The following is a 13284-nucleotide window of genomic DNA, read 5'->3' as shown; positions in this document are numbered from 1 at the left end:
CTGCTTCCTGTCATACATGTTGAAAAACCAGAATGGTAAATTAAATGATGACAAACGATCCCGAAAAGCTGTTGAGCAGGTATAATGCAGGTTTATGCAATGAAGCGGAAAAAGCGATGGTGGAAAGCTGGTACCTCAAACTTAGTGCAGAAGAAGCAGCGCAATTGGATAAAACATCTGCTCTGAGCAATAAAGAAGCAATATGGACGGAACTCAGTGCGAATAAAGCCCGAAAATATAGCCGGAGGTTAAAATTTGCTGCTGCAGCAGCATTGTTACTGGTCGGAAGTATAACTGCACTATATTACAGGCAATCGGAGACCATAAAACCTGCTGTCAGCGGGCAGGCGAATCTTACTGCCATTGTGCCCGGTGGCAACAAAGCTTTTCTTACCCTGGCCGATGGGCGGAAAATTTCCCTGACGGATGCTGCCAGCGGTGAAATTGCACAGCAGGAAGGATTGAGTATCCATAAAGCAGCGGACGGGCAGCTCGTATATGCCGTAGCCGATCAGAAAAAAAGAGATCATAAAGGAGCATCAGCCTTTAATACCATAGAAACGCCCAAGGGAGGACAATACCAGGTGAATTTACCGGATGGTACAAAGGTCTGGCTGAATTCGTCTTCGTCCCTGCGTTATCCGACAAGATTTGAGAACGAAAAGCGTGTGGTACAGCTAAAAGGTGAGGGATATTTTGAAGTGGCCAAACGTAAAGTGAAATTTATGGTGGAAACAGGCGGACAGGAAGTGGAGGTGCTGGGAACGCATTTTAACATCAGTAGCTATGCTAATGAGAAAAATATTCAAACAACGCTGCTGGAGGGTTCTGTTCGTGTAAATGTTGCAGAAGGGGCTGAAAAGATCTCCAGGCTACTGAAACCGGGTGAGCAAAGTACGGTTGCCGGAAGCGCAATTGCGGTAAGAGATGCGGATATCGAAGCCGTCATGGCCTGGAAGAATGGGGATTTTGTATTTAAAAAAGAAGATCTGAAGAGCATCATGAACAAAATTGCCCGTTGGTATGACGTAGAAGTGGTTTATAGCGAAAATCTGGATCACCTGAAGTTTGGGGGATATGTGTCCCGATCTAAAAGCATCAGCTCGGTACTCAAGGTAATGGAATCTACCGGCAAGGTGAAATTTAGCATAGAAGGAAAGAAGGTCATTGTGAGCAGGCCATAAAAACAACAAATAATAATAACCAAATAGCAAACAAGTATGAAAAAAATGAGACAACAAGCAACTTAATTAAGGTTACAAATGCCAGGGCCTGTGGCACGCTGCAGGTCAAAAAAACCGGAAGTGCTTGGAACCACCTCCGGTAAAAATGGCTGGGATTACCCTCAAACTGTTAATTTTTCGTTTAACCCAACTAACCAAATGTATGAACTTTTACAAACAATCTGTAGCTAAGCCACCCGGCTTACGACAAAAAATACTTATGCGCGTTAAATTTACCAGCATTTTATTACTCAGCGCCTTTCTCCAGTTTGCACAGGCCGGAATGGCCCAGCGCCTTAGCCTTTCACAAAAAAATGCTACGCTGGAAGAGATATTTAAGGAAATCAGGAAACAAAGTGGCTATGACTTCTTTTATGATGAAGCGGATCTCAGAACAGCCAAACGGATAGATCTTTATGTAAAGAACGAAACAATGGAGCAGGTGCTTGACCGTTGTTTTGCCGGGCAGCCTTTTACCTATATGCTGAGTGAAAAGACCGTTGTGATCAAAGAGAAGCTCAGGGAAAATAACATCAATACAGTAGTTAAAATAGACATTCGCGGCCGGATTACAGATGAAAAAGGCGGTCCCCTGCCTGGTGTCAGTGTGAAGCTCAAGGGGACATCAACAGGTACCGTGAGCGATCAGAATGGAAACTACGTATTAACCATACCTGATGCCAAAGGCGTACTGGTATTCAGCTTCGTTGGCTTTTCTACACAGGAAATCTCTTTAAACGGAAAGACCACCATAAATGTTCAACTGGCAGAGGAAAACTCCAGCCTGTCGGAAATTGTCGTAGTAGGCTATGGCACGCAGAAAAAGGTAAACCTGACGGGCTCGGTATCCACCGTAGCTTCTGCCGAACTGATCAAAAGACCCGCACCAAATGCGAACTTATTGCTGCAGGGCAAAGTTCCGGGACTGCAGATCATACAGAATTCTGCACAGCCAGGCCAGGAGAACCCTTCTATACAGATTCACGGTGTAGGTACCTTTGGGGCTAACGGAAATAATCCGCTGGTGCTGATCGATGGTGTGCCGGGTTCACTGAGCAATATCAACCCCAACATGATAGAAAACATTTCCGTTTTAAAAGATGCAGCCACTGCAGCAATTTATGGGGTGCAGGGAGCAAACGGGGTAATCCTGGTAACCACCAAAATGGGCGCGCAGGGGAGAATGAATATTGAATATGGCTACAACTATGGCATACAGCAGCCTGCAGGGGTACCCGATCTGATCTGGAATTCGGTTGAATTTATGGAGCTGAGCAATGAAGGTATCAACCGTACCGGGCAAAATGTGGCCAAGCTGTACAGTCAGGCGCAGATTGATGCTTACCGCAATGGAAATGGCTCTGCACAGTTTCCCAATACCGACTGGGCTAAACTGATGTTTAAAAATGCACCTATGCAGCAGCATTTTCTCAGTGTTAACGGGGGCGAGGGTAAAACCACTTATAACTTTGGCCTGGGGTATCTGGACCAGAAAGGTATCCTGATCGAAACCGGGTATAAAAAGTACAATGCCTCCCTGAATTTCAAGACACAAATGAGCAAAGTGGTCACTTTCGGTACCAATATCAGTTTTATGCAGGGCGACAGGAGGGATCCGGTAGACAATGCAGAGAACCTGGTATTGAGCATCTATGCCCAGCATCCGCTTTGGTCTCCCTACCTGCCCGATGGCAGTGGAAGGGTGGTGAGCAAGGCCTACGATTTTGAGACAACCAACCAGAATGCCTATGCTGTAATGAAGACCAGCAAAGACCTGAACAGGGAGTATGGCATCACGGGGATCAGCTACCTGAACTTTAACCTTGCCAAGGGGCTTACCGGCGAGATAAGAGGGGCAGCGAGGTACAATACCGATCTGCAGACTGCACAACGCATTCCTTTGCCTACATTTCTGTTTCAGCCTGATGCACAGGGTGTATATAAGCCTCAGCAGAACTACCTGGGCAACTTTATTACCCTACGTAAAACCAAACAGGAATCTATCAATTACACAGCATATGCAACCCTGACCTACGACCGGACCTTTAATGAAAAACATCATTTTAGCGCTGTTGGGGGATACAATCAGGAAAGTTTTGATTATGAACAGCAGGCAGGTTTCCGCAGGGATTTCCCTTCAGAGAACCTGCGAGACCTGAATGCGGGGGGCAGCGATGCACAAACCGCCAATGGTTATGCCTACCAATGGGCCTTGCAATCGCTTTTTGGCAGGGTGAATTATGCTTACGATCAACGTTATCTGTTTGAGGCTACCTTCCGGTACGATGGTTCGTCCAGGTTCCGCAAAGGTAAACGCTGGGGGCTCTTCCCGGCAGTGTCTGCCGGATGGAGGATATCACAGGAAAGCTTTCTTAAAGACGTGGAATGGATAAATAACCTCAAACTTCGCGGCTCCTGGGGGCAGCTGGGTAACCAGAACATTGCCAATTACCCTTATCAGAACCTGCTCGACTATGGAACCTATATTTTCGACGGCCTCACAACAGGCGTTGTATCGCAGAATCTTTCGGATCCCAACATCACCTGGGAAACCACAACCGCTGCGGGGATAGGACTTGACTTCGAGATGTTTAAAGGTAAACTTAGCGGCACACTCGACTATTTCCATAAAAACACCAAGGACATCCTGCGTGTGGCACAGCTGCCCGATTTTGTGGGCATGGGTGCGCCTACCATAAATTCAGGGGCCATGAAAAATACCGGTTTTGAATTTACATTATCGCATAAAAACAAAATTGGTAATATAGGCTATGAAATTGGTGCCAATTTCTATACCTACAAAAATATAGTTACCAAATTTGGTCCTGAAGAGATCCAGAGCAACAAGATCAGGAGGGAAGGGTTGCCATGGAATTCCTGGTATATGCTGGAATCCATTGGGGTTTTCCAGAATCAGGCACAAATTGACGCTGCACCAAAGCACCAGAACAATCCGAAACCAGGTGACCTGATCTTTGCAGACCGTAGCGGTCCAAACGGTGTGCCTGATGGCAGGATAGATCCTTTTGACAGGGTAGTGATCGACGGGCAGCACCCTGATTTTAACTATGGCTTCAATGTTGGGCTGGAGTATAAAGGTTTTGACCTCTCTGCCTTCTTTATGGGCGTAGCAGGCCGAAAGGTATTTACCAATGAATGGGGCTATGGAGCTTTCAGGCAATGGTCGCCACCGCCAACCTTCTGGCGCGATCGCTGGACACCGGAAAATCCAGGCAATAAACTGCCAGGGATGTATGTTGACAACTACGCACCCATTACTACAGCATCGTCTTTCTGGCTGCAGGATGCGTCTTACCTGAGACTTAAGAACCTGGTCGTAGGCTATACCTTCAAAACAGATTTTATTAAAAAGATAGGCATGCAGAACCTGAGGCTATATTTTTCTGGCGATAACCTGTTCACCCTTACTGATTTTGTAGGGGATCCGGAACGTGTGATCCTGAACAATACCAGCGGTCGTTTTGCAATTTACCCGCAGGCCAATGTATATACCTTCGGAATTAAAACCACCTTTTAATTTTTAAGACGATGAAAGTAAAAAATATAAAATATATGCTGCTGTTGTTATCAGCAATGGCATTTGCAGGATGTACCGACGAACTGCTGGACAGGCAGCCGACAGATAAACTGACCAATGAAGCTTTCTGGACCTCAAAAAAGGATGCAGACCTTGCGCTTGCAGGCTGTTACAGTACCCTGCGCACACCTGCCTTCTCCATTGATGTCAGTTCTTTTTCTTCCATGCAGTTTGAAAGTCTGACCGACAATGCTTACAGCAATTCCACGCTCGATAGCTATACCGATATATCCAGAGGGATCCTCACGTCTGCAACAGGAGGCATCCAGTCTAGAATGTGGACCGACGCTTACCGGGGCATAGCCCGCTGTAACTGGTTTTTGGGCAACCTGGATAAGGTGCCTGGACTTGAGCCATCAGAGAAAGCACGCATGACGGGTGAAGCTTATTTTTTAAGGGCCTTTTTCTACAATGAGTTAACCATGTTGTACGGAGATGTTCCTTTGGTTACCGAAGAACTGGGCTTTGGTCCGGAGGTATTTAAAGTAAAGAAATCGCCAAAAGCTGAGGTTGTTGCAAAAATAATTAAAGACCTGGACGCGGCAGCCGCAGGTTTGCCAAATACGGCCTACGGCAATGGGCACGCGGTTCGTGGTTCGGCACTTGCGCTGAAGGCCAGGATCTGTCTGTACAATGAAATGTGGCCTGAAGCCGCTGCTGCTGCAAAGCTGGTCATAGACGAAAAGAAATTCAGCATTGCCAGTAGTTATGAGGGGATATTTTTCGGCGCGCAGAACAACAATCCGGAGATTATTTTTTCGATCAAAGCGCTTAGTCCGAATGCAACGCATAACCTCGACCTCCTGTATGGATCGCGTTTCTCGATGGTGCCGCTACATAGCCTGGCCGATGCCTATGAAATGCGCGATGGTACAAAACCGGTGGCTCCAATAGTGCCTTCCTCCTATAACATCAACGACAGGATGCGCAACGATTTTTACCAGAACAGGGACCCAAGGCTAAAGCTGACCATTTTTACACCAGGGGCGCAATGGGCCTACAATACGACCATTGGCTTCAATAATGTAGATAAAGGAAAAGCTGAATCGCCCTCTGTAAATAACCTGGGACTGCGTAAATACATCAACATTAATGTGAACGATGGTAATGCCGGGGCTACCGGGAGCGAGCAGGCCATGGTAAAACTGCGTTATGCAGATGTATTGCTGATGTATGCGGAAGCTGTAACCGAGATGGGCGGAGGAACCACTACAGATGCAATTGCGCTGAAGGCACTGAACGATGTGAGGGCAAGACCGGGGATCACTATGCCGGCAAAAACCGTGCTGACCCGCGAGCTGGTGCGCAATGAAAGAAGGGTGGAACTGGCTTTCGAGGGACTGCGTTATTACGACATCAAAAGATGGAATATCGCTAAGACGGTAATGAATGGTTTCAAAGACCCGGGGAATGTAACCCGTGTATTTGAAGACAAACATTACCTGTGGCCGATACCACAATCGGAAGTGGATAAAATGGGTCCTGATTTTCAAAATGCAGCTTATCGTTAAGACTATGAGATGGTTTAAGAGAAATATACTGATCATCGCTATAGCGATTTGTCCCGTCTTTTTACGTGCACAGGTAAAAGAAAACCCAAAACTGTCGAGTGCCGATTGGGGGGGCATGGAAACGAAAGTGTCTGTGAGCAATGGACAATGGCTGATCAAAGGAAAACGCCAGGAGGTGAGCTTAAATGCAAATGACCTTGCACTTATGGTGAAAGCTGGGCCTGCCAGCTGGACTATGGTGCCTTCCGGTGGGGATGACATGACGGTGAAAGCCGGTGGCAACATGCAGAAGGTAAGGCTGGCAGATGCCCGCGACAAAAAGATCATCCCCTATGATGCGGGTTATAAAACAGGTATACAGCTGATCTTTAAAGACTGGCCGGGACTCGACCTGACGCTTTATCTGACGGTATGCCTGGAAGGGGATCAGGAAGACCTGGTTTTTGATGTGGCGGCCGAAGAGCATGCCGTAACCGTAAGGGAGCTGAACTGGCCTACTGCCCTGGATGCAAGAGAAATTGACCATACCCTGCTGAGTAATGTAAGAGGTGTATTGCTACCCCGCAACTGGCCTAAACCCTACCATCCCATCCGGACCTCGGATGCAGATGGTTCCATCTCAAAAAGCGACCGGAGCGAGCTGCAAAGTAATGTCATCGAAGACTGGTGCATGTCGTGGTGGGGTTTTCAGAAAGGAAAATCTGCCATGATGGTCATCGTAGAGACACCGGATGACGCCGCATACCAGTTTAACCATCCGGCTGGCGGACCTACAGTGATCGGTCCGCGCTGGCGCCCGCAACTGGGCAAATTAGGCTATCCGAGAACAGCCAGAATGTGTTTCTTCAATGAAGGCAATTATGTAGATATGGCCAAACGCTACCGTAGTTATGCGGTCAATACCGGTCTTTTTGTTTCACTTAAAGATAAGATTGCCAGAAAGCCGGTTGTTGCAGAACTGATCGGTACACCGATCATCCGGTCGGGGATACTGACCAATTACAAACCCGAAAGCGCCCGCTGGAAAAGAGATGCTGACACGAGATACAAACTGGTTAGTTTTGACCAGCGCGCTGAAGAGTTTCGCCGTTATAAGGCTATGGGAATTGATAAATTGTGTGTGGTACTTACCGGCTGGCCAAATCTGGGCTACGACAGGCAACATCCCGATGCGATTCCACCCGCACCAACAGCCGGGGGATGGGAAGGTATGAAAAGACTGGCCGAAACCTGCAAGGAACTCGGCTACCTGTTTAGTTTGCACGACCAGTACCGCGATTATTACCTAGATGCTCCATCCTACAATACGAAGTTTGCCATTCATGCTGAAGAAGCAGGTGGCAGGGCCAATATGTTTCCGGGAACAAGGTTTGGCGACAGCAAGGAAGGCCGTATTCCTTTCATGGATTACTGGGATGGCGGAAAAATGGCTTACCTGAGCGGACGTTTTATGCTGGGCCACCTCAACAAAAATTATCAGTGGCTGTTTAAACGGGACATCCGCCCTCAGGGAAATTACCTGGATGTATTCGGGTATGTACCACCGGATGAAGATTTCAATCCGGAGCATCCTTCAACACGTACAGACGGATTAAACGATCGGATCAAATGCTACAACTGGTCCAGGAATAACCTGGGCTTTGTAGGCACAGAGACCGCCTGCGACTGGACCATACCTTATGTCGATTTTTCATCGCCCCTTAAATCTAAAAATGGCATTAGTCTGCCATTATGGGAATTGGTTTATCATGATGCGATCCTGACACCCTATCATCCCGACGATCTGCATGGATTGTTGTATGGCGGCACACCTCAGGTTTCTTTCAATAAAGGGATTGACGCTTCAACCGTGAAACTGATCAATCGTATGAGCGAACTGAGCAAGCGTGTGGCTTTGCTGGAAATGACAAAACACGAGTTTCTGGATAAAAATTACAGACAGGAACGCAGTACTTTTTCAGACGGTACGACGGTCACGGTAGACTGGGATAAAAATACAGTAGCCATTTCACCTGAACTGAAAATAAAATGAAGAGCAAATTTATAGCAATAACAATGGGCCTGGCCCTGAGTGCCGCTACGGTATATGCGCAGGCTCCTCCGGCCATATCCTCCAATCCTTCCTCCATGATCAGGGTAGATTATAAAAAGCTGGTTTCAAGGGCAGATCTGGATTACTCCGAGCCGGTAAGCCGGAGTGAGGCCGGAATGCCAATAGGTAATGGAACCATGGGGACCCTGTTATGGACAGGTCCCAGTCAGCTCCACATGCAGCTCAACCGCGTAGATGTTTTTGCTTCCAATTCAGCCAGCAATAACTTTTTTCAGCGCAATACTGATTATTGTGGCGGGACGGCCTATGCAGATTTGGATTTTGGGATGCCTTTGTTCAATAAACCTGATTTTAAACAACAGCTGTCCTGTTACGAGGGCTTGTCTACATTAAGGGGAAAGGATGTTTCGGTTAAAGCTTTGGCCTGGAACAAAACCGATGTTATCGCATTGCGGGTTAGTGATAAAAGACCTTCTGGCGCTGCTTTTTCTGCTGCGCTGCGGATGTTGCGGTTACCTGTTACCCGTCGCGGTAATCATACTGCGGTTTCCAGGATAGCTGTCCATGGGGATTACATCGTCCTGACGCAGGAATTTAAGGAAGACGATTATTACTGCGGTTCTGCTGTGGTGATGGGCATCAGCGGAACGGGATGCAATGCAGAACTGAGTAACGAATCAACGGCCAGGCTGCAGGTCAGCACAAAGGGGCAAAAAGACTTTACAGTTTATATGTCAAGTGCAGCTGGTTTCGATCCTGCCGAAGACTTGGTTAAAACAGCTATTGTTAAACTTGAGCAGGCCCGAAAACTTGGATTTGAGGGCCTGTATGCATCGAATAAACAATGGTGGGCAGATTTCTGGTCCAGATCCTTTGTGAGCCTGCACAGTAAAGACGCGGAAGCGGATTTTGTAGAAAAGAATTACACTTATTACCTCTATGTAATGGGCTCCAGTTCCAGGGGTGCTTATCCAACCAAGTTTAACGGGATGTTATGGACCACAGGTGGAGATCAGCGCAAATGGGGGGCTAATTTCTGGGGTGCCAACCAAAGTTGTTTATACAATGCCCTGTTTCCCACCAATCACCTGGAACTGATGGATCCCATGTTCAACATGTATTCAAATGCATATCCTTCGTTTGGTAAAAGTGCTGAACAACAATGGGGCAGCAAAGGGATTTACATCCCTGAAACAGTCGGTTTTGACGGAGAGCCTGTCCTTCCGGATGATATTGCTGCCGAGATGCGGGAGCTTTACCTGAAAAAAAAGAACTGGCAGCAGCGTTCACAAAGATTTATAGACTATGCCGAAACCAAACAACCCTTTCTGAGCCGCTGGAACTGGAAGAAAGATACCAGCTGGGTAGCAGGGAAATGGCCCTTGGCCGACAGGGGATCCGGTCCCTACAGCCCGGTAAACCATATCTTTTCAAGGGGGGCAAAAATTGCCTACCAGTACTGGCAAAGGTATGAATATACAGGTGATATGGATTGGCTGAGGCAACGTGCCTATCCCATGCTGAAGGGAATTGCGGAGTTCTACCGGAATTTTCCAAACCTGAGGAAGGAAAACGGCAGATACCACATTTATCATGTGAATGACAATGAATCCATCTGGGGCGGACACAATACCGTAGAAGAGATAGCCTCAATGAAGGGTATTTTTCCGGCCGCAATCAAGGCCGCTGAATTGCTCGGAACAGATCAGGAACTCAGGAAGCATTGGGAAAGTTTTATCAGCGATCTTTCACCATTGTCCAGCAGTAAAGCTTACCCTGAAACAGCTGCACAACCCGAATATTGGGTAGGATCTTTACCGCCGCTGTTGAAAGGGAACGGACAGCGCAGGCCTGACGGCAATACCATGCCCGTTTGGTTTTTTGATTTGTGCAACCCGGGAGGAGATCCCGAAATGCTAAAAATAGCACAGCAAACTTACGATGGTTATTTCAGGGAAGGGGGCATCAAAGCCTATCAACCCTATGTGTTGTCCAAAATTCCCGCTGCCGGAGCTGTTCTTGGCAGATCCGATGCTATAAGATACCTCGTGCCCAGCCAGATCAGGAGAAAAGCAGGCGATGAAGTGCTAGCCAACCGGATGGACCTGAGCGAAGGTTTTTACACTACGAATATCCAGCGTTTGGGAAGGGCTGCCGATGCATTGCATCCGGGGTTGCTGCAAACTGCCCCGGAAAGCCCGGCAGGTGACCCGGTGATCCGCCTGTTCCCGGCTTGGCCAAAAGAATGGGATGCGGCTTTCAGCTTGTTGGGCAGGGGCAACTTCCTCATTACATCAGCTATACTTAACGGCGAGATCAGCTTTGTAGAACTTCACTCCCAGTTGGGTTCCGAATGCCGCATCAGAAATCCCTGGCCGAACAGTAAAATAACTGTCTATAAAAATGGCAGGCAGACTGTATATAATGAAGATTTGTTGGTGATACAAACCCAAAAAGGCGACAGACTGATCCTCTTGCCTGAAGGCAGGACCCCAGAACAAGCAAAACTTCAGATTTAAAGGATGAATATGATAAAGTTCAGAATAGTGATCATCTCAACCCTGTTGTTATATGGAAATTTCAGGACCAGCGCACAGGAGATTTATGCCGGTCGTTACAAGGCTGTATTTACAGCAGCGCCTAAAAAAGTACCTACAGCTAAAACACCTGATGGCCCCTTAGCGGGCAACGGAGATATCGGCCTTACACTTGGAGGCAGTCCCGATAAGTTATGCTTTTACCTGGGAAAAAATGATTTCTGGCGCGCTTACCCCGTTTACCCCGGTGGCGGGATTGCATTGCCAGGATGGTTAGAAGTGAAGATCAGCGCCCTTCGTGGCGCTGATTATTATGCAGAACAAATACAGGATAAAGCATTAATTACCGGACGCTTTACAAAGAAGGGACTGGGAGTTGACATGAAAGCCTGGGTTTCTGCCACCAGCAACACTATTGTTGTGGAGTTTACTGCGACGGAAGCCTGTACATTAAAACCACAATTAAACGCAACACAGGGCAATACCGCCGTCAACACCGCAGGTACTACAGCCAGAATAAGCTGGGTAACCAGGGCTTTTGAACAAGGCCCTTTGCTGGAATGGCCCTGCCGGGTGGCGATGGCGATGAAGATACTGGGTGCAAAAGCAGCGGCTGATGGCAGTATCCAGCTGAAACCAGATCAAAGAATAAAACTGGTCATCACCATGTATACAGATCAGGACGATAAAAACTGGAAGGAAAGAAGCATTAAAGAAGCACAGCAACTTAATGAACCTGCACTGGCAAAACTAAAGGAAAAACATGAAGCCTGGTGGAAGGATTTCTGGAGCCGGTCAAACGTACGCATTGGAGATCCTTTTATGGAAAAGTATTACTATGCCTCACAATATCTGTTTGGCGCTACCTCCAGGGGAGGTAAATTTGCTCCTGGCATCTGGGGGCCATTTGTTACACGGGATTCTTCCGCCTGGGGAGGCGATTATCATTTGAATTACAATTACCAGGCACCTTACTGGGCGGCCTATTCATCCAACTATATTGATCAGACCGATAATTTTGACCAGCCCCTGCTCGATTACATGGACAAAGGCAGGCAGCATGCCAAAGACCTGCTGGGGATGAAAGGTATTTATTATCCGGTAGGAATAGGCCCAAAAGGCCTGGTTACCACCAGGTGGCCGCTTACACCGGATGAAATGGAAAAACGTTATGCCACACGTGAGCATACCATCGATGGGGGCTATAAATTTCTGGGCCAGAAAATCAATGCGGTATTTAGTGTAGGCAACATGCTGATGCGATTTTACAGCACTTATGATACCCGTTATGCAGAACGGATTTATCCCTACATGCTGGCTTGTGCAGATTTTTGGGAAGACTACCTCAAATTTGAGAACGGACGTTATGTGATTTACATGGATCATTATGGTGAAGTTATGCCTAACCTCCGGAACAAGGGCATTTGGCGCGATATGCTGGGAGATTTCAATTCTACACTATCTGTCGGACTGGTTAAAATGTTGTTCAAAGGGATGATAGATGTCAGTAGTTTTTTAAATAGGGATGCAGGCCGGCAGGAAAAATGGCAGCATATCGTTAAACACATGAGCGATTTTACGGTGGCTGAGGTAAATGGAAGGTTGAGTTTAAAAAGCGTAGAGAAAAGTCCCTCGCCATGGCACAGCGGTGTTAATGGGTTGGCCAGGGTTTCTATCCACGGCCTGATCTTGCCTGGTGGCGTATGCGGACCGAAAACGGATTCTGTTTTTAACCAGATATTGCTTGGTGATGTAGCCGCCTGGAAAGAAAAGATGAAAGGGACCGGCCAATGGGCCAATACTTTGGGCAATGGCATAGAGACCTGTTTTCCTGCAGCAGTGCGGGTAGGTTACGACTCAGATGAAATCCTAACATACTTGAAAGACAGGATCAATGTCCAGTCGCTACCTAATTTATGGATCACTGCTGAAGGTGGTGGTATAGAAACCCTGGCCGCTGTTCCGCTTACCATCAATGAAATGCTGATGCAGAGTTATGAGCATGTGATTCGTGTGTTTCCCAACTGGAACAGGGCGAAAGATGCAGCCTTTGATCAGTTAAGGGCTTATGGTGCATTTCTGGTTAGCAGTAAACTGGAAAAAGGGCAGATATTATATGTGAGGATGTCAAGTGAAGCAGGCCGGAAATGTATGATGGATAATCCATGGCCAGGAAAAAGGGTTCAATTGATAAGAAATGGCCGGAAAGCTGAAGTGTTGAACGGTAAAACCTTTTCTTTTGATACCCAGGTGGGTGAAAAGCTGGAGTTAATTGTGGTGCCCGGATCATAGGTAGGGCTAATATGATTGAATAAATAGCTAAACCGGCAGAATTAATCACGAAATAAAGAGGATACCTTAA

General features: G+C 47.2%; 6 protein-coding genes. All 6 read left to right on the top strand.

What is annotated here, in order from left to right; all coding sequences use genetic code 11:
• The first annotated feature begins 44 nt into the window (after nucleotides 1-44).
• Nucleotides 45-1184: a FecR family protein gene (locus B9A91_RS00390; protein WP_235012319.1), complete on the top strand. Its 1140-nt coding sequence runs from the start codon at nucleotides 45-47 to the stop codon at nucleotides 1182-1184.
• Between the two features lie 202 nt (nucleotides 1185-1386).
• Nucleotides 1387-4761 (top strand): TonB-dependent receptor, encoded by a 3375-nt coding sequence (locus B9A91_RS00385; RefSeq protein ID WP_235012318.1) that lies wholly within the window; start codon nucleotides 1387-1389, stop codon nucleotides 4759-4761.
• Between the two features lie 11 nt (nucleotides 4762-4772).
• Complete coding sequence (locus B9A91_RS00380; protein ID WP_084236331.1) at nucleotides 4773-6332, top strand: RagB/SusD family nutrient uptake outer membrane protein; 1560 nt, start codon at nucleotides 4773-4775, stop codon at nucleotides 6330-6332.
• 4 nt (nucleotides 6333-6336) lie between these two features.
• Nucleotides 6337-8364 carry a DUF5696 domain-containing protein gene (locus B9A91_RS00375; protein WP_084236329.1) on the top strand — a complete coding sequence of 676 codons (2028 nt, stop codon included), beginning with the start codon at nucleotides 6337-6339 and terminating at the stop codon, nucleotides 8362-8364.
• A complete protein-coding gene (locus B9A91_RS00370; RefSeq protein ID WP_144008812.1) occupies nucleotides 8361-10904 on the top strand; it encodes a glycosyl hydrolase family 95 catalytic domain-containing protein in 2544 nt (847 codons plus the stop codon). The genes B9A91_RS00375 and B9A91_RS00370 overlap by 4 nt, the downstream gene beginning before the upstream one ends.
• Before the next feature lie 9 nt (nucleotides 10905-10913).
• On the top strand, nucleotides 10914-13214 hold the full coding sequence (locus tag B9A91_RS00365; protein ID WP_200815591.1) for a glycosyl hydrolase family 95 catalytic domain-containing protein: 2301 nt from the start codon (nucleotides 10914-10916) through the stop codon (nucleotides 13212-13214).
• The last annotated feature ends 70 nt before the right edge of the window (nucleotides 13215-13284 follow it).

Source organism: Pedobacter africanus (assembly GCF_900176535.1).
In the GTDB taxonomy this organism is placed as follows: Bacteria; Bacteroidota; Bacteroidia; order Sphingobacteriales; family Sphingobacteriaceae; genus Pedobacter; species Pedobacter africanus.
Note: the sequence above shows the minus strand (reverse complement) of the source record. Positions and strands in the feature narration are given on the sequence as shown.

Coding starts and splice junctions, on each gene's coding strand:
- B9A91_RS00390 (WP_235012319.1), top strand. CDS start 45: ATGATGACAAACGATCCCGAAAAGCTGTTGAGCAGGTATAATGCAGGT.
- B9A91_RS00385 (WP_235012318.1), top strand. CDS start 1,387: ATGAACTTTTACAAACAATCTGTAGCTAAGCCACCCGGCTTACGACAA.
- B9A91_RS00380 (WP_084236331.1), top strand. CDS start 4,773: ATGAAAGTAAAAAATATAAAATATATGCTGCTGTTGTTATCAGCAATG.
- B9A91_RS00375 (WP_084236329.1), top strand. CDS start 6,337: ATGAGATGGTTTAAGAGAAATATACTGATCATCGCTATAGCGATTTGT.
- B9A91_RS00370 (WP_144008812.1), top strand. CDS start 8,361: ATGAAGAGCAAATTTATAGCAATAACAATGGGCCTGGCCCTGAGTGCC.
- B9A91_RS00365 (WP_200815591.1), top strand. CDS start 10,914: ATGATAAAGTTCAGAATAGTGATCATCTCAACCCTGTTGTTATATGGA.